The sequence below is a fragment of the Aeromonas eucrenophila genome, from assembly GCF_000819865.1.
Classification (GTDB): Bacteria; Pseudomonadota; Gammaproteobacteria; order Enterobacterales; family Aeromonadaceae; genus Aeromonas; species Aeromonas eucrenophila.
This window is the reverse complement of sequence record NZ_CDDF01000001.1, coordinates 539,582-556,757: the sequence shown is the minus strand read 5'-3', so window position 1 is coordinate 556,757 and position 17,176 is coordinate 539,582. Positions and strand designations below refer to the sequence as shown.

Sequence of the window (17,176 nt, the reverse complement as noted above, 5' to 3'; positions counted from 1 at the left end):
AAAGGGATTCCACAGCCTGATCGGCCGACTGGCGGGCTATCTCGACCAGTCACGAGCCGGGGAACCGGCATGTCACAAATTATTTACATCTCTGGCAAGCAGCCGACCTCGGGTCGGCTGCTTTTTTAGGGGGCAAACCGTTACAGTGATCCCATAGACCTTCATCGACGTGTCTGGACAAACAGACCAACGCAGACGTGCCCCAGCGGGGCGGGATGGAACGGGATCATGGCAAGCCTCTACACAGCACATCAGGCGGACGAGCAGGGCGTCATCCACTATCGGGATGAAGAACACGGCACCTGGCGGATCCTGATCGAGCGCCAGCTCGCGGCGCTGGAGGGCAAGGCCTGTGACGAATATATGGCGGGGCTGGCTCGCCTCAATTTGCCCCTGGATCGCATTCCGCAGCTCGGTGAGATCAACGCCGTGTTGCAGCCCGCCACCGGCTGGTCCGTGGTGGCGGTGCCGGCGCTCATCTCCTTCGATCGCTTCTTCTCGCTGCTGGCCAACCGCCAGTTCCCGGTCGCCACCTTTATCCGGCGCCGGGACGAGCTCGATTACCTGCAGGAGCCCGACATCTTCCACGAGCTGTTTGGCCACTGCGCCATGCTGACCAACCCGGCGTTCGCCCACTTCACCCATGTCTACGGCCAGCTCGGCCAGAAGGCGAGCAAGGAGGATCGAGTTTTCCTCGCGCGGCTCTACTGGTTCACGGTGGAGTTTGGTCTGGTGCAGGGAGATCTGGCAGAGGGAAATGAGGGGCTGCGCATCTATGGCGGTGGCATCCTCTCCTCTATCGGTGAGACCGCCTATGCCCTCGGGGGCGTGCCAGTGTTGCAGCCGTTTGACCCCATAGAGGTGCTGCGCACCCCCTATCGCATCGACATCATGCAGCCCATCTATTTTGTGCTGCCAAGCCTGGATGCGCTCTACCCCCTGGCGGATCAGGACATCATGGCCATGGTGGGCGAGGCCCGCCGCCTCGGCCTGCATGCCCCGCGCTTCCTGCCTATCAATCAAGCTGCGGGCAAGCAGGCGAGCTGACGGCCGCGCATTGCCCATTTCCCCACGAGTTATCAACGAAAGGAGTCCCGAATGTCCGAACTGGCAAGCCAACAGTGCGAAGCGTGCCGCGCCGATGCCCCCAGAGTCAGCGACGAGGAGCTGGCGGAGCTGATGCACCTCATTCCCGACTGGCAACCCCTGGTGGTGAAGGGAGAGCTGCAATTGCGCCGGGAATTTGTGTTTCGCAACTTCAAGGAGGCGCTGGCCTTCACCAACCGGCTCGGCGAGCTGGCTGAGGCGGAGTTCCATCACCCCGCGATCCTGACCGAGTGGGGCAAGGTGACCGTCAGCTGGTGGACCCACAAGATCGGCGGGCTGCACCGCAACGACTTCATCATGGCGGCGCGCACCGACGAGTTGCTCAAGTAGTCGCCTCGTCTAGGCGCCTCAGTGTCGCAATAGCGTCACACAAGGCGGGCCTGTCCGGTGAAAACGGGACGGGCCCGCATTTTTATGGGCCAGCCCTCGCACTGGCGGGATCGAGTCTGTATCATCCGGTTATTCAGAATGTTAGCCAGGAAGTGTGTGCCGAATGCGTCTTGAAGTCAGCTGTGAAGACCGCCTGGGCTTGACCCGGGAATTGCTCGACCGTCTGGTGGAGCACAACATCGATCTGCGCGGCATCGAAATCGATACCTCAGGCATCATCTACCTCAACTTCCCCGAGCTGGAGTTCCGCGATTTCCAGCACCTGATGCCGGAAATTCGTCGCATCCCCGGCATCTACGACGTCAAGACCATCCCCTACATGCCCTCCGAGCGGGAGCATCACGAGATAGAGGCGCTGCTCAAGGCGCTGCCGGATCTGGTGTTCTCCCTCGACAGCAAGGGGCGGGTGACCCAGGCCAACCAAGCCGCCCTCACCACGCTCGCCTTGCCGCCGGAAGAGGTGCGCGGCGTCTCCCTCGGCTCCCTGGTCAAGGGCTTCTCCTTTGCCCGCTGGCTGGAGGCGAGCGAGATCCGGCCCCAGACCTGCAAGCTCAGCCTCGGCGGCGAGGAGTATTTGGGCGATCTGATGCCGCTCTTCGTGGCCGAAGAGAAGGGCAAACAGGCCCTGGCCGGCGCCGTGGTGGTGCTCAAATCGGCCCGCCGGGTCGGCATGCACTTCAGCGCGCTGCACGCGGTGGAAGTCGGTGGCTTCGAGCATCTGCAGGCCGAGAGCCAGAAGATGAAAGAGGTGCTGGCCCAGGCCGCCAAGCTGGCGATGCAGGATGCCCCCTTGCTCATCGTGGGCGAGACCGGCACCGGCAAGGAGTTGCTGGCCCGCGCCTGCCACGGCGCCAGCCTGCGCTCCAGCCACCCCTTCATGGCGCTGAACTGCGCCGCCATGCCGGACAACGTGGCCGAGAGCGAGCTGTTTGGCTACGCCCCCGGTGCCTTTGGCAACAACACCGAGGGCAAGCGCGGCGTGCTGGAGCTGGCGAGCGGCGGCACCCTGATGCTGGACGAGATCGGCGATATGTCCCCCCACCTGCAGACCAAGTTCCTGCGGGTGCTGCAAGATGGCGTCTTCCGCCGGGTCGGTGACGAGCAGGAGGTGCGGGTCAACGTGCGCTTCATCTGCACCACCCAGAAGCAGCTGCTGGATCTGGTACACGAGGGCAAGTTCCGGGAAGATCTCTACTACCGCCTCAACGTGCTGAGCCTGGCGCTGCCACCGCTGCGCGAGCGCAAGGCGGACATCATGGCGCTGGCCCAGCAGTTCGTGTTTCGTTTTGCGAGCGAGCTGCAGCGCCCGCGCCCGCGCTTCACCCGTAACATGGCCGAATATCTGACCGCCTATCGCTGGCCGGGCAACGTACGCCAGCTGCGCAACTGCCTCTATCGGGCCATGACCCTGCTGGAAGGGGACGAAATCGGCCCTGAGCACGTGGACCTGCCGGTGGCGGCGGATGCCATGCCGCTCATCGACGAGTGGTTCGAGGGCGGGCTGGACGAGGCGGTGAAGCGCTTCGAGAGCCGGCTGCTGGAGCGGCTCTACCCGGCATTTCCCTCCACCCGCCAACTGGCCAAACGGCTCGGGGTGTCCCACACCGCCATCGCCAACAAGCTGCGTGAATACGGGATCGGCAAGAAATAGTCAGATGGTGGCTTATCTTTCATGGCACCCGCCTCAAGGCGGGTGCTTGCCATTGCTGCGACACCGGGTGACGCAACCGGTGCCCGACCCGATGGGCACCAGCCTCGGGGCTGATAAGCTCGAGGCGACCCCTCTCTGGCATTCCCTTCATGGGCGCCGGGCCACTTCGGTACCGGCGTGGGCATAAGCGCAGGCATCATGCAATCACCTCATCTTTTCCGGGCCATGGCCTTGCTTGCCCCCCTGTGCTATTCGCTGGCCTTGACGGCCGAGTCGGGGCCCCTGACCTCGGCGGAGATCCGCAGCGACCACGTGCGTCAAACCGTGCTCGATATCCTGAGTTATACCCGCTGGCCGAGCGAGCCTGCCGAGTTGCGGCTGTGCATCACTGCGCCGACGGAGTACGCCAGCACCCTGCTCACCATCACGCGGCAGGCCAACGGCCGGCTGGTCGATGTTCACCGCTACGAGACGGATGACGAGGCGCTGAGTCAGCGCTGCGATGTGATCTATCTGGGGGTATTGGCTCCCGAGCAGCGTCTGGCACTGTTCGAGCGGCTGCGGGGCCACGCCATCCTCAGCATCAGCGAACAGAGCCGTGACTGCATCGCCGATGCGGTGTTCTGCCTGCAGGCCGGACTGGATAGGGTGCGTTTTCGCGTCAATCTGGATGCGCTGGCCCGCAGCGGCGTGCGGGTGCATCCGGCTGTGCTGAAACTGGCGAAAGCGGACGAGGAGGAGCGATGAAAAACCCGTCTCATTCCGTCGGCCCGCGCATCACCTTGCGACAGAGCCTGGGGCGCACCCACATGATGACCTCCCTGACCGCCGTCTGCATGGCGGGGGTGTTCCTGACCATCACCGCCTTGCTGGCACTGCGACTCTATGCGGATCACAACCTGGAGCTGCTGGCCCGTGCCATCAGCTACACCACCGAGGCAGCCGTGGTGTTCCACGACGAGGAGGCGGCGAAGGATGCCCTGCAGGCCATCACGGCGCACGAGGACGTGGTCAGCGCCACCATCTTGCTGCCGAGCGGTCAGGTGCTGGCGAGCTGGAGCCGTGACATCACCAGCCCCTGGTCCAATCTGGGGCAACACCTGGCGCGGCTGCTCCTGCCGGGACCGGTGGAGCTGCCCATGATGCGTGAGGGCAAGGAGATAGCCCGCATTCACCTGGTCGGCCACGGCCAATACCTGCTGCGCTTCCTGTTGCAGACCCTGCTGGCGACCCTGGTCTGCCTGCTGCTCAGCATACTGGGCGCCCTCTATGTGGCGCGCCGGATGCAATATTCCATCACTGCCCCCCTCAAGGCGCTGGCGCAGGTCGCCCACAGCGTCCGTCGCCGGCGAACCCTCAATCAGCGGGTTCCCTCCGCCAATATCGCCGAGCTGCACGAACTGGGGGAGGATTTCAACTCCCTGCTCGATGAGCTGGAGGCCTGGCAGGCCCACCAGAAGCGGGAGAATGCCAGCCTGCTGCACCAGGCGACCCACGACTCCTTGACTGGTCTCCCCAATCGCTCCCTGTTCGAGGCCCGTCTGGCCCAGGCCATCAGGTTAGGTGACGCCCAGAACGAGCGATTCGCCCTGTTGTATCTGGATTGCGATCGTTTCAAGCAGATCAATGACAGCCTGGGGCACGCCGCCGGCGACGATGTGCTGGTGGCCCTGGCGCGGCGGGTACAGCACCAGCTCAGGCCCATGGATCTGGTGTGCCGGCTGGGGGGCGACGAATTCGCCATCCTGCTGGCCCCGTTGCACCATGAGCGCGAAGTGCGCGAGGTGATGTTGCGGATCCAGCAGGCGATGGCCGCCCCCGTGGTGTTGGGGGATGGTCGTCATCTGGAGGTGGGCGTCAGTGTCGGCTTTGCCATGTATCCCGAGCAGGGGCTGACGGCCGAGGCGCTGTTGCAACAGGCGGACAGCGACATGTATCAAGCCAAACGACAACGCAGGGAGGGGATCACCGACCAACAGACGAACAGATGATGTTTTTTCAGGCAAAAAATAAAAAAAGGATGATAACAATGACGATTTCCAACCTGATGAAGGCGGGCCTTGTCGGTCTGCTGCTGAGCGTGCTGGCCGCATGCCAGAGCGCCCCGCATGGCCTCTCGGCCGAGCAGATCGCCACGCTCAAGGAGCAGGGATTCCATCTCACCGACGAGGGCTGGACCCTTGATATCTCCAACAAGGTGCTGTTCGCCAACAACGTGGGCGCCCTCAACCCCAACACCCGCCAGGTGGTGGAGAAGCTGGGCAAGGCCCTGCTGGACGTGGGTCTGAACAAGGCCAGGGTGGACGGTCATACCGATGCCAACGGCGAGGCCGGCTACAACCAGCAGCTCTCCCTGAAACGGGCCCAGTCCGTGGCCGACGTCCTGGTGTCGGTGGGAATGCCGGCGGCCAATCTGGACATCCGTGGCCGCGGCGAAGAGGCACCGATTGCCGACAACGGCAACGCCGCCGGACGGGCGGAGAATCGCCGGGTCGCCATCATCATCGGCAACGACTGATCCCGGTCGTGCATCAACGGCGAGCATTCCCTGTCTTGAGGGCCTTAGGCCACTTCTCCCATTAGTCAAAATGCGTGTGTACGACCACTCTCCTGGCAGCCTTGCTGCGAACGGGGGAGTGGCTATCGCAGAACACCGTCTCTCCATCGCCATACAATCCGGGTCGCTTGACCGGGGATCGCTTGCAACCCAGGACTTAAGTGCCACCCCAGTGCCCCGGACTTGATCCAGCACAAGGTCGCACTGAACTGATATTCGTTATCATTTGCATTATTTTCTGATGGTAACTTGCCCGTGACGACAACACAGCTCACCCCGACCATGACAGGGCTCGCAACCCCTGATCCCCTCAAATTCGCCTTCGCCGCCAAGACTTCTGCCCATGCCAGCCGGGGTGGCATACGCCCCCTGACGCTCGATGACGCCGGTTGGCAGGCCTGGTGGCAGCAACAGAGCCAGGCAGACGAGCGAGCGCTTTACATCCACATTCCGTTTTGCCGCAAACGCTGCAGCTTCTGCAACTTCTTCGAAAATGGCGCCAACCCGGCGCGAATGAGCCGCTATATGGCGGCCCTGTGCACCAGCCTGCATCAGGCCGCGGATTCCCCCTTTGGCAGCAGCCGACCCTTCTCGGCCGTCTACGTGGGGGGCGGCACGCCGACCGACATGGCGGCGGACGATCTGGCGCGCCTCGCCGAGGCCATTCGCCGTTTTCCGCTGACGGCAGATGCGGAAGTGACCCTGGAGGGGCGCCTCAACGGCTTCGATGACGAGAAGTGGCAGACCGCCTTGGCGGGGGGCTTCAACCGTTTCTCGTTCGGGGTGCAGAGCTTCGATACCGAAGTGCGCCAGCAGGCGGCTCGCTTCGATGACAGGGAGACCCTGCTGGCCCGGCTGAAGGAGCTGACCCGGGATGACGCCGCCGTTATAGTCGCGGATCTCATCTTCGGCCTGCCGGGGCAGGACGACGCCGTCTGGCGCCAGGATATTGCGGACGTGATGGCGAGCGGGGTGCACGGGGTGGATCTCTATCAGCTCATCGCCATGGCGGGCACCAATCTGGAGCGCGCCGAGGCCAAGGGCAAGCTCGGCTGGTCGGCGGACGGCCAGCAGCGGGCCAGCATGTATGCCTATGGCGCCCAGACCCTGGAGCAGGGAGGCTGGCAGCGCCTCTCCAGCAGCCACTGGCGCCGCGGTGACGCCGAGCAGAGCCGCTATAATCAGATGGCCAAGCGCGGGGCCGAGATCCTCCCCTTCGGCGCCGGCGCCGGGGGCAATGTGCACGGTCACGGCCTGATGTATGGCCGGGATCTGGCGCTCTGGCACGAGGCGCTGGCAACCGGTGTGCGGGCCCCCGGCATGGTGATGGGTACCAACCTCAATGCCCGCATCGACGGCCTGCTGCGCGGGGCGCTGGATACCGGTTGGATCGCGTTGAGCCGGTTGCCGGCTCCCCTGCAAGCCCACTTGATGCCGCTGTTTGAGAGCTGGCAGCGCCACGGGCTGGCGGAGCTGACCGACCAGCGGCTTGAGCTGACCCTGGCGGGGCGCTTCTGGAACGTCAACCTGCAGGCCGGGTTGTTCGAGTTCCTGCAGCTCAACCCCCTGGGGGGCGGACCAGTCCCCTCCGCCAGTCTGGGACACCCGGGCGGAGCGGTACGACATTCGCTGGTATGAGTGATTTGCACACTATAAAAATGGCCCATCCTGTGATGGGCCATTTTTTATGCTGATAAATGCTTTGTGGCTAGTCGCCGATGCAGTCTACCCGTACCCGCAGGCTGCCCTCGGCCAGGGTGGTCACGAGCGACTGGCCGGGGCTCACCTGGCTGGCGCGGCTGATGACCTCGCCACCTTGTGTGCGGGTGATGGAGTAGCCGCGGCCCAGGGTGGCCAGCGGGCTGACCCCGTCTAGCCGCGCGCTCAGCATGGCGAGGCGATGGCCCGCGAGACTCTGGCGCTTGGCCATCAAGCTATGGAGGCGCTCCTCGGCGAGCTGATGACGGCGCTTGCCGGCCGCCAGCAGCTTCTCGGGGCTCTGGGCCTGCAGGCGTAGCTCGAGGTTGGCCAGACGCCGCTCCCCCTGATGCAGGCGGCTTGCCAGCAACTGCTGCAGGCGGCTTGCGAGCTCGTCGAGGCGCTGGGATTGCTGCTCCAGCCGGCGCTTGGGATCTTGATGATCCAGCCGCTTTTGCAGCAGCGCGAAGCCGTGGCTCGCGGCGGTCTGGCGCCGCGCCATGGCCTGCGCGAGCCTTTGTTGCAGGTGGGCGAGGCGCTGGGCGCGGGCGCTTCTGTCCGGCGCCACCAGCTCGGCGGCGGCGGAGGGGGTGGGAGCGCGCAAGTCGGCGGCAAAGTCGCTGATGGTGACATCCACCTCGTGGCCGACGGCGCTTACCACGGGAATGGCGGAGCGGCTGATGGCGCGGGCCACCGCCTCCTCGTTGAAGCACCAGAGATCTTCCAGCGATCCGCCACCGCGACCGACGATCAGTACGTCCACCTCGGCGCGGCGGTTGGCAAGCTGGATCGCCGCCACTATCTGGCCGATGGCGGCGCTGCCCTGCACCTGGGTCGGGTAGATAAAGACCGGCAGGTCCGGCGCCCGGCGCCTCAGCACCGTCAGTATGTCGTGCAGGGCAGCGCCGGTGGCGGAGGTGACCAGGCCCACGGCGCGTGGCTCGCGAGGCAGTGGCCGCTTGCGAGCCTCGTCGAACAAGCCCTCGGCGTCCAGGCGGCGCTTGAGCTCCTCGAAGCGCAGGGCCAACATGCCGTCGCCGGCGGGCTGCATGGATTCGATGATGAGCTGGTAGTCGCCGCGGGGCTCATAGAGAGAGACCCGTGCCTGCACCAGCACCTGCATGCCGTCTTGCGGGCGGAACGACACCCGCCGGTTGTTGCCCTTGAACATGGCGCAGCGCACCTGGGCCGATATGTCCTTCAAGGAGAAATACCAGTGGCCGGAGCTTGGCATCGCCAGGTTGGAGAGCTCACCGGTCAGCCACACCAGCCCCAGATCCTGCTCCAGGATCATGCGCACGGCGCTGTTGAGGCGGGTGACGGTGAAGATCTGCTGTCTGTTTTGGCTGGATTCGTTGAGGTGATTCAAGGCTGGCCCTGCTGCTGTGTCCGCCGGGGCGGGAGAAGACGATGGGGGCTATCTTACCCCAGTTCGCCCGGGGAGCCGAGCCCGGGCATGGCGGCCGTGTCTGGTGAACATTGATCCGATCTGGTGGGGAAACGTGAGGGAGAGGCAGCTTGCGCCCTTTATCCAGACACAGGCCGAGCCCTGGGGCTCGGCCTGATGGTTGGAACAGGGCAGGGGGTGGGTCAGCGCACCGGTTGGCCCGCGGGTTTTGTGGCCTTGGCGGGGCTCACCACCAGCCAGACCGCGAGACAGACGATGGCGCCGCCGACGACAAAGCCACCGGTGAGAGTCTCGCCGAGCACCAGATAGCCCCACAGTATGCCGAACGGGGGAATGAGGAAGGTGACCGTCAGGGAGCGCAGTGGCCCTATGTCGGCGATGAGCCGGAAGTAGAGCAGGTAGGCAAGGGCGGTACAGATGAAACCGACGGCCAGGATGCTGGCCCACACCTCGGGGATGGCCCAGTTGACGGCGGGCCCGGCCGCCATGGTGTAGCCGAAGAAGGGGAGCAGGAACAGGCAGGCGCCCAGCTGGCTGCCGAACGCCACCAGCTTGGCATCGAGGCCGCCCTGCTCGGTGATCCAGCGCCGGGTCAGGAAGCCGGCGCAGCCGTAGCAGGCGGTGGCGATGAGACAGGCCAGCACCCCGGTGATGAAGTTGCCGGTCAGGCTCAGCTCACCCGTGGTGCTGATGAGGGTGATGCCCACCAGGCCCAGCACGACGCCGGCCCACTTGCGCAGGCTCAGCGGCTCGTTGAAGCAGGAGAAACCGATCAGGGCCCCCATCAGCGGGGTGGTCGCGTTGAGGATGGCGGAGTAGCCGGCGGGCAACCAGAGTGCGGCGATGGCGTACATCAAAAAGGGCACGCCCGAGTTGATGATGCCGAGCACCATGGCGGATTTGAGCTTGCCCTTGAAACTCATGGGAGTGCGCAGCAGAAGCAGCATGACGGCCAGCCCGATGAGGGCGAAGAAGACCCGCAGGAAGGTGGTGTTGACCGAGCCGAACGCCGGGGCGGCGATGCGCATGAACAGGAAGCTGGCGCCCCAGATGGCGGCCAGCGCCAGCAGTCTCACATAATCCGATGTTCTCATCTTCTCTCCTTGAAATGACGGGCGGCCCTGCATCATGCAGGGCCGCCCCCTGTCTGGCAACCGGGTGAAGGGGGTGCAAATAAACAAGGCACCACCTGGGTGATGCCTTGTGACGACTCTGTGCCTGAGTCAACCTGGGGTCTGTGGGATCCGGCCTGCGCCGCGTTCGATGCGCGGGGCCGGTATTCTCACTCGCTTTCCGGCTGGCTGACGAAGGCTATCTTGTGCAGGCCGTGCTGGGAGGCCTGTGCCATCACCTTGGCGATGGCACCATACTCCACGCTCTTGTCGATGCGCAGCTGGATCTCGGGGATCTCCGGCTTGGCCTCGCTGGCCTTGACCATCTCGGCGAGCAGCGCCGTCTCATCGACCTGCTTGTCGTTCCAGTAGATCTTGCCGGCACTGTCGATGGAGAGGATCACATCTTCCTGCTTGGGCTGATTGACCTGGCTGCTGGCCTCGGGCAACTCGAGCTTGACCGCGTTGGTGAGCAGGGGGGCGGTGATCATGAAGACGATGAGCAACACCAGCATGACGTCGATCATCGGGATCATGTTGATCTCGGAGAGCGGCTGCTCGTCCGATTCCCCGGGAAGTTTGCCGAAAGCCATTACATCTGCCCCTTCTTGGCGGTCTCGCTCTTGGCACTCTCGATGTCGGACAGCTGGGTCACGTTGGACGGGGTTTTCTCAAATCCGGTCACCAGCAGGGCAAAGAGGTCGTAGGCGAACTCGTCCAGCGCCGCGAGTTTGAGGCGGTTGCGGCGCACGAAGAAGTTGTAGATGAGCACCGCCGGCAGGGCGACGGCGAGGCCGAAGCCGGTCATGATCAGGGCTTCACCGACCGGGCCTGCGACCTTGTCCAGGCTGCTCTGCCCGGCCGCACCTATGGCCAGCAGCGCGTGATAGATACCCCAGACGGTACCAAAGAGCCCGATGAAGGGGGCCGCGGAACCGACGGAGGCGAGGAAGGCCAGACCGTGTTCGAGGCGGATCCGCTCCATGGTGATGGCATGGCGCAGGGCGCGCAGCAAGAAGTCGTCCGGAGAGCCCAGCTTGAGGGAGACGGCTCGACCCTGTGCCCGATCGAGCTGGGAGACGGCCTCGAGGGCGGCATGGGTTATCCGGCCATAGGCTTCCTCGGGGGGCGTGTGGGCGAGCTGGCGTTCCATCTCCTGCACGCTCTCATGCTGCCAGAACTGATCCACGAAGCGGGTGTTCAGCCGCTGCTCGCGGTAGCTGAGGTAGAGCTTGAGCAGTGCGTAGTAGCAGGTGCCGAGCGACATCAGTACCAGCAGGATCAGTGGGACCAGGCCCACCCCGGTGTTTTGGCTGAGCAGGTGGTAGATGCCCATCGAGTTTGTTTCGATTTCCGGATTCATGGCTTATGCCCCTAACTTGAAAATAATGGTAACCCCTGTCCAGGCTGGGACGGCGGTATTGTTCTGTTTGGCTGGAATGAAGCGCCAACGGCTGACGGTCTTGCGAGCGACCATGTCCAGGCGCCGATGACCACTGCTCTGCTCCACTTCGACCGACTCGGCGGTGCCCTCTTTGGTGACGCGCACCTTCAATACCACGCGCCCTTCCTCACCCCGTCGGCGTGACTCCTGGGGGTAGGGTGGCTCGGGGTTATTCAATCTGGCATCCCGCGCGATGGGCGCACTGCTGCCGGCCCCGGCGCCCGTCTGGCGAGACTTGGTCGGCGGCGCACTGGCACCACTCGCGCTCTGGGTATTGGTTGCCGCCTGCGGGGTCGCAGGGGCAGAGGGCGCGACCACTGGCTCGGCCTTGGCCACTGGCGCCGGTTTGGTCACCGGCACTGGCTTGGGTTTTGGCTTGGGCGGAGTAGGCGCCGGTTTGGGAGCCGGTTTCTTGACGACCGGCTTGACCACTTTTGGCGGCACCGGGGTCGGCTTCTTCACCACGGGCGGCGCAGGGACGGCCGCTGGCGCCGCCGGCTTGGCCGGTGCGTCATCTTTGTCCGACTCGCCGGCCCAGCGGGCAGACAAGGTGATGGGTTCGGGTGGTGTGATGGGGTCGGCGCGGTTGTTGTGCACCAACCACAGGATGGCGAGATGCAGCGCAATCGCGACGGCCAGGCAGACAAGCTGAGCCGGGCCAAAGGTCACATTGTTGCTACCGGGTGCGGGCCTCGAGATGCAGGCATTCATCACCCTTCTCCATTACAGATGGTCATATTCATACTCAAAACGTCGATGATACTGGCGCCAGAACAGGGCCTTGCCGCGGAGCATACCCTAGCTTGCATGGCGCAAACAAGAAAGATTATCAATTGTACCTTGGTCTCGAGGAACGGGATCAGGGTGGTTTTGTCCCGCTTGGGGCCGGTTATCGGCCCCAAGCGGCTTGCCTCTTGACGGGGCCTCGGCCGGACGACGGGAGGCGAGGGGGAGTCGGCCCCTGCACTTGTGACCGCCAGCCTCGGCATGGGTCGCCCCCACCATCCATCTCCTGAGCGCCGGGTCGCGCCTGCGAAGCATCGAGCCAGCCATGTCTGCCGGGAAGCGGGGAAGGATGTCCGCGGCCCGATCCTCCCTCTGCCATCGTCGTTCTCGAGTGGCGCAATGAAAGCGCTATCAATCACATCTCGCCAATCTTGAAGTGGATTGTGGTCACATTTTGCACGGATCTGCCGTGAATTGGTTTTTTTGCACCCTAGACTGGCAGGGCTCATCTGAAGGCGGGACTGTAGCGGATGGGGGAATGCCGGGGCACACCGGCGTCACACACAAAACAATGAAAATAAAGGACTATCAATGGCTAGATGGATAATCGCGGCCGGATTGTTGGGGACACTCATGACATCGCCCGGCGCGGCGGCGGCTGAGTGGTTCTTCCGCGGCACTGCGAATGGATGGGCGGCGACCGCCATGGTCTCGACCGACGGCGTCAACTTCGATACCTGCCAGTTCTTCCAGAGCGGGGATGCCAGTGGCGGCCCGCGCTTCAAGATCGACAGATACGGCAACTGGCAGCAGAGCTACCCGACGGCCGACAAGCTGGTCAATGCCAATACCCACTATCAGATCCGGATCAATGCCGGCACCCAGGCGATCACCGCCACGGCGGTCGACAGCTGTACGGCGTCCGGGTTTGCCAAGAGCTGGCCACAGATGCAGGTGCGCGGCACCTTCAACGGCTGGGCAAGCCTCCCCATGACGCTGGTCGCGGATCACCTGTGGCAGGCCGAGGCCTACATGGATGGCAAGGCCAGCCAGCGCCTCAAGTTCGATCAGGCCGGTGACTGGGCCACTAATTACGGTGACAGCAACGCCGATGGTGTGCTCGAGCGCAGCGGCGGCGACATCCTCTGGAGCGGCACCGGCACGGTGCGCTTCCAGATCAACGATCAGACCCTGGCCTACAGCATCACACCCTTCGGGGATGACAATCAGCCACCGCTGGCGGTCATCACCCCGGGCGGCACGGTCAATGTGGCAGTCGGTGAGGCGCTTACCTTGAGCGGCAGCGACTCCACGGATGCCGATGGCCAGATTGCCAGCTACCTCTGGAGCAACGGTGAGACCACCGAGAGCATCAGCGTCAATACCAGCCAGGCGGGTACCTTCACCTATGGCCTGACGGTGACTGACGATCAGGGTGCCAAGGCCAGCAGCAGCGCCAGCGTGGTGGTGGCGGCCCCGCAAGCCAGCGACAAGTGGTACTTCCGCGGCACCCCCAACAACTGGGGCCTGACCGCCATGACCAGCCAGGATGGGGTCAATTTCTGTACCGAGCAGGCCTTTGGCAACAGCGATCCCCGCTTCAAGGTGGATCACAAGGGGGACTGGACCGAAGCCTACCCGGCCCAGGACTACAAGGTGACCGGCAACACCAGTTATCGCATCTGTTTCGATAGCCAGCGCAAGGCACTGGACGTGGCACCGCTCGCCGGCGCCGACACCCAGGCGCCGACGGTCAGCGCGAGCCCGGCCCCCGGCAATTATGCCCAGGCGCAGTCCATCACCCTCATCGTGAGCGATGATAAAGACAGCGCACCCAAGCTCTACTTCACCCTGGATGGCAGCACCCCGAGCACCAGCTCGGCCCTCTACAGCGGGCAGGGGATCACCGCCAGCGACAAGGGCAGTGGTGCGGATCTGGTGATAAAGACCTTGGGCATCGATGCTACCGGCAACCGCCGTGAGCAGAGTTTCAGCTACTACATTGGCGATCAGGCAGTGGCTGCTGGTGATTTTCGTGGGGAGAGCATCTACTTCCTGCTGACCGCCCGCTTCTATGACGGGGATGCCGGTAACAATTACTACAACCGGGATCGCTACAAGGCGGGGGATCCCCACTGGCGCGGCGACTTCAAGGGGCTCATCGGGAAGCTGGACTACATCAAAGATCTCGGCTTCACCGCCATCTGGGTGACGCCACCGGTGGAGAACCGCTCCGGCCTCGATTATCACGGCTACCATGCCTACGACTTCTACCGGGTCGATCCCCGGCTGGAGTCGCCGGGGGCGGGTTACCGTGAGTTTATCCAGGCGGCCCACGCCAAGGGGATCAAGGTGATACAGGACGTGGTGATCAACCACTCCAGTCAGTACGGCCTGCGCGGCAAGACCTGGATCGATCGCCTACCCGTCAAGTACTACGTGCCGACCGGCTCCAAACAGGGGCTGATCAACAACGGGCCCTATCAGGGCAACCTCGGGGACTACGCCAGCGCGAACCGCTGCGACGATGACAACCCGGCGGCCCCCGACTGGTACAAGGCGCGCTGTCAGTCCGATCCGGAAGGGCTGGTGCCCCTGGTGGATCCCAAGACCGGCAGCACGGTACCGAGCGCCGGCTACAACCCCAACCGCTTCTTCGGCATCGACGCCCAGACGCTGGATCCGGCCTGGTATCACCTGGACGGCTTCATGTCCGGCGGTGACTGGGAGAATCCACTCTCCCTGCAGCGCAAGCACATGGCGGGGGACTGCATCGATCTCGCCACCGGCAACGCGAACGTCAAGGCCTACATCAACGGCGCCATCCACCAGTACCTCGACATGGGGGTCGACGCCATCCGCATCGATACCCTCAAGCACATCGAGCGGGACGAGCTGCTGACCTATGTCCACGACTGGCAGGCCCACAAGCCGGGGCTGTTCGTGTTCGGGGAGAACCTGGTGAAGGGCACCGGCTGGGGATCCGAGATCGCCAACGACAACGCCTCCGCGGTGATCCGCCCCTGGTGGTACACCCGCACCACGACCAACCCGGCCAACCCCCGCGCCGGCGGTGATTCCGGCTTGTCGGTGCTGGACTTCTCCCTGTTCTCCACCTTCCGTGACAACGTGACCAAGGGCAGCTTCGGCGGCGTGGGCGGTATCTTCGGCATGGACTGGGTCTACGGGGATGCCACCAAGCTCATCACCTTCTTCCAGAACCATGACGTGGGGCCGGACAACGACTTCAAGTACCGCTACGGCGGGGAAGAGGGCAACGCGGCCATGACCTACAACCTGCTGTGGACGGCGCGGGGCATCCCGACCCTCTACTACGGGGAGGAGGTGATGTTCCAGGCCGGCAAGCCGCAAGACATCGACGGCGCCACCATGACGGTGGATCAGACCGGCCGCGCCTACTATGGCGACGTGCTGGACAACCCGGCGACCCCGTCCCACCCGCTCTATCAGCACATCAAGCGCCTGAACCAGATCCGCAAGGCGGTACCCGCCCTGCAGAAGGCGCCCATGAGCCAGGTGAGCGAATGGGGCAGCGGCATGAGCTTCGTGCGGGATCTCGGCGCCGAGGGCAGCTACGCGGCGGTCGGCCTGGCCGCCAACTCGGCCCAGCAGATCACCATCAGCGGCGTCAAGAACGGCAGCTACACCGATGCGGTGACCGGCACCACGCTCAGCACCAGCAATGGCAGCCTGAGCTTTGCGGTGCCCGCCTACTCGGCCCGGGTCTGGGTGCTTGGTGGCCCCGGCAAGGTCGGTGCCGATGGCAAATACCTGAAGTGATGGGGCTGATGCGAATGGTCCGGCAAGCCGGGTCATCGTTTCGCTGAAATGAAGATGGATAAATACCCGAAGTCGGCCCCTGGGCCGACTTTTTTATGCCCGCGTGTTGGCCGCAACGGGTATCGAGGCGGGGGCTAGGGTGCCGTTGCACCTAAATGATGCGCGCGCACTGAATTGGTGCGCCACTCTTAAATGGCTGAGCCTCCATTGACCCTGAAAATGCCGTCGTGTACGGGTGTCTTCTGGTTCTCATATATGGCGCCAAGCCTGATGGGACAAGGGATGGCGGCCACTGCCGCGCGTTTTGAGAGAGGCGCGGTGCGGCTTCTTGAGCGCCGACCTCGCAAATATGCTGGCTCGCCGGATCCGGTGCTTTTCAATTTGGTGTTATCACCATGCATTTTTATCTGCATGCGGAACTTAAATCCGAATATCTATTGTTTATCGGACTCTTGTTTTGATTGGCGCTGTTTTTGCTGCAGTTTGTAGCGGGTTAACCCCATGGACAGGGCAATCCTCCCATTTTCGTCGCACGCGGCGCCTTATCGGCCGTCAGGCAGCATTCAAAGTTGTGTTATTGGTTATCAAAAGGAGTCATATGGAAGGTGAAATGACCATGCAGCCGCTTGCTGCGAGCAAGGGGCTGGCCCATACCCTCAAGGACGATGTGTACGGTATGGTGCTCGGCGTCATGTTCATCGCCGTGGGCCTGAATCTGCTGAAATGCTCCGGCATGATCACCGGCGGCATCGCCGGCATCGCGCTCTTGCTCGCCCATGTCAGCAGCCTGCCCATCGGGGTGCTGTTCTTCCTGGCCAATTTGCCGTTTCTGGTGTTCAGCTACTTCACCATGGGGCGCGACTTCATGCTCAAGACCCTGGTGGTCAACCTGGCGCTCTCGGCCGCGACCCAGGGGGTGCCGCTGCTGCTGACGGTGAGCTACATACACCCGCTGTTTGCCGCTTTGGTGGGGGGCACCTTCCTCGGCATGGGGGTGCTCTCTTTGGCTCGCCACAATGCCTCCGTCGGGGGCATAGGGGTGGTGACGCTCTGGCTGCAGCGCCGCGCCGGCATCAACGCGGGCAAGAGTCAGATGCTGCTCGATGTGCTGGTGTTCGCCCTCTCCCTGCTCACCCTGCCGCTGCCCTTGCTGCTCTGGTCTACCTTGAGCGCGCTCGCCATGAACGCCATGCTGATGAACTGGCATAAGCCCGGTCGTTATCAGGGGGGCTGAGGGTCGGGGAGGGGGGCGGATGGTGCAAAAACATCCGGATCGGGCGGT

Annotated in this window: 14 protein-coding genes; 9 read left to right on the top strand and 5 right to left on the bottom strand. The window is 63.8% G+C overall.

The features are described from left to right. Positions 1-228: 228 nt before the first annotated feature. From phhA to hutW, 7 genes are all read left to right on the top strand, one after another. Complete coding sequence (gene phhA / locus BN1124_RS02240; protein ID WP_042638654.1) at positions 229-1,047, top strand: phenylalanine 4-monooxygenase; 819 nt, start codon at positions 229-231, stop codon at positions 1,045-1,047. Between the two features lie 51 nt (positions 1,048-1,098). Further along, positions 1,099-1,437, top strand: coding sequence for a 4a-hydroxytetrahydrobiopterin dehydratase (locus BN1124_RS02235; RefSeq protein ID WP_042638652.1), 339 nt, complete (start codon positions 1,099-1,101; stop codon positions 1,435-1,437). Between the two features lie 163 nt (positions 1,438-1,600). Further along, the gene (gene tyrR, locus BN1124_RS02230; protein ID WP_042638650.1) at positions 1,601-3,148 is read left to right on the top strand and encodes a transcriptional regulator TyrR; all 1,548 of its coding nucleotides are present in this window, start codon (positions 1,601-1,603) and stop codon (positions 3,146-3,148) included. A gap of 198 nt (positions 3,149-3,346) precedes the next feature. Next, positions 3,347-3,895 carry a regulatory sequestration protein YfiR gene (locus tag BN1124_RS02225; protein ID WP_042638648.1) on the top strand — a complete coding sequence of 183 codons (549 nt, stop codon included), beginning with the start codon at positions 3,347-3,349 and terminating at the stop codon, positions 3,893-3,895. After that, positions 3,892-5,139 (top strand): diguanylate cyclase DgcN/YfiN, encoded by a 1,248-nt coding sequence (locus BN1124_RS02220; RefSeq protein ID WP_042638645.1) that lies wholly within the window; start codon positions 3,892-3,894, stop codon positions 5,137-5,139. Before BN1124_RS02225 ends, BN1124_RS02220 begins: the two co-directional genes overlap by 4 nt. Positions 5,140-5,177: 38 nt before the next feature. After that, positions 5,178-5,666, top strand: coding sequence for an outer membrane lipoprotein YfiB (locus BN1124_RS02215; RefSeq protein ID WP_042638643.1), 489 nt, complete (start codon positions 5,178-5,180; stop codon positions 5,664-5,666). Between the two features lie 321 nt (positions 5,667-5,987). Further along, complete coding sequence (gene hutW / locus BN1124_RS02210; RefSeq protein ID WP_042638641.1) at positions 5,988-7,343, top strand: heme anaerobic degradation radical SAM methyltransferase ChuW/HutW; 1,356 nt, start codon at positions 5,988-5,990, stop codon at positions 7,341-7,343. 70 nt (positions 7,344-7,413) lie between these two features. On the opposite strand, the gene xseA is transcribed toward hutW, so the two are convergent. The 5 genes from xseA to BN1124_RS02185 all read right to left on the bottom strand — a co-directional run bounded on the left by xseA (position 7,414) and on the right by BN1124_RS02185 (position 12,078). Further along, positions 7,414-8,772 carry an exodeoxyribonuclease VII large subunit gene (gene xseA / locus BN1124_RS02205; protein ID WP_042638639.1) on the bottom strand — a complete coding sequence of 453 codons (1,359 nt, stop codon included), beginning with the start codon at positions 8,770-8,772 and terminating at the stop codon, positions 7,414-7,416. A 221-nt stretch (positions 8,773-8,993) separates the two neighbouring features. Next, positions 8,994-9,905 carry a DMT family transporter gene (locus tag BN1124_RS02200; RefSeq protein WP_042638638.1) on the bottom strand — a complete coding sequence of 304 codons (912 nt, stop codon included), beginning with the start codon at positions 9,903-9,905 and terminating at the stop codon, positions 8,994-8,996. 188 nt (positions 9,906-10,093) lie between these two features. Continuing rightward, positions 10,094-10,516, bottom strand: a complete 423-nt coding sequence (locus BN1124_RS02195; protein WP_042638636.1) for an ExbD/TolR family protein — start codon at positions 10,514-10,516, stop codon at positions 10,094-10,096. Further along, positions 10,516-11,286 (bottom strand): MotA/TolQ/ExbB proton channel family protein, encoded by a 771-nt coding sequence (locus BN1124_RS02190; RefSeq protein WP_042638635.1) that lies wholly within the window; start codon positions 11,284-11,286, stop codon positions 10,516-10,518. The genes BN1124_RS02195 and BN1124_RS02190 overlap by 1 nt, the downstream gene beginning before the upstream one ends. Before the next feature lie 3 nt (positions 11,287-11,289). Next, positions 11,290-12,078, bottom strand: a complete 789-nt coding sequence (locus BN1124_RS02185; RefSeq protein ID WP_042638634.1) for an energy transducer TonB — start codon at positions 12,076-12,078, stop codon at positions 11,290-11,292. A gap of 606 nt (positions 12,079-12,684) precedes the next feature. Between BN1124_RS02185 and BN1124_RS02175 the strand changes: the two genes are divergently transcribed. Then, on the top strand, positions 12,685-15,894 hold the full coding sequence (locus BN1124_RS02175; RefSeq protein WP_231553583.1) for an alpha-amylase family glycosyl hydrolase: 3,210 nt from the start codon (positions 12,685-12,687) through the stop codon (positions 15,892-15,894). Positions 15,895-16,492: 598 nt separating this feature from the next. Continuing rightward, the gene (locus BN1124_RS02170; RefSeq protein WP_156127980.1) at positions 16,493-17,128 is read left to right on the top strand and encodes a YitT family protein; all 636 of its coding nucleotides are present in this window, start codon (positions 16,493-16,495) and stop codon (positions 17,126-17,128) included. Positions 17,129-17,176: the final 48 nt, after the last annotated feature.

Excerpts from the sequence above, each read along its gene's own strand:
- phhA (WP_042638654.1), top strand. The coding sequence starts at position 229 with ATGGCAAGCCTCTACACAGCACATCAGGCGGACGAGCAGGGCGTCATC.
- BN1124_RS02235 (WP_042638652.1), top strand. The coding sequence starts at position 1,099 with ATGTCCGAACTGGCAAGCCAACAGTGCGAAGCGTGCCGCGCCGATGCC.
- tyrR (WP_042638650.1), top strand. The coding sequence starts at position 1,601 with ATGCGTCTTGAAGTCAGCTGTGAAGACCGCCTGGGCTTGACCCGGGAA.
- BN1124_RS02225 (WP_042638648.1), top strand. The coding sequence starts at position 3,347 with ATGCAATCACCTCATCTTTTCCGGGCCATGGCCTTGCTTGCCCCCCTG.
- BN1124_RS02220 (WP_042638645.1), top strand. The coding sequence starts at position 3,892 with ATGAAAAACCCGTCTCATTCCGTCGGCCCGCGCATCACCTTGCGACAG.
- BN1124_RS02215 (WP_042638643.1), top strand. The coding sequence starts at position 5,178 with ATGACGATTTCCAACCTGATGAAGGCGGGCCTTGTCGGTCTGCTGCTG.
- hutW (WP_042638641.1), top strand. The coding sequence starts at position 5,988 with ATGACAGGGCTCGCAACCCCTGATCCCCTCAAATTCGCCTTCGCCGCC.
- BN1124_RS02200 (WP_042638638.1), bottom strand. The coding sequence starts at position 9,905 with ATGAGAACATCGGATTATGTGAGACTGCTGGCGCTGGCCGCCATCTGG.
- BN1124_RS02195 (WP_042638636.1), bottom strand. The coding sequence starts at position 10,516 with ATGGCTTTCGGCAAACTTCCCGGGGAATCGGACGAGCAGCCGCTCTCC.
- BN1124_RS02190 (WP_042638635.1), bottom strand. The coding sequence starts at position 11,286 with ATGAATCCGGAAATCGAAACAAACTCGATGGGCATCTACCACCTGCTC.
- BN1124_RS02185 (WP_042638634.1), bottom strand. The coding sequence starts at position 12,078 with ATGAATGCCTGCATCTCGAGGCCCGCACCCGGTAGCAACAATGTGACC.
- BN1124_RS02175 (WP_231553583.1), top strand. The coding sequence starts at position 12,685 with ATGGCTAGATGGATAATCGCGGCCGGATTGTTGGGGACACTCATGACA.
- BN1124_RS02170 (WP_156127980.1), top strand. The coding sequence starts at position 16,493 with ATGGAAGGTGAAATGACCATGCAGCCGCTTGCTGCGAGCAAGGGGCTG.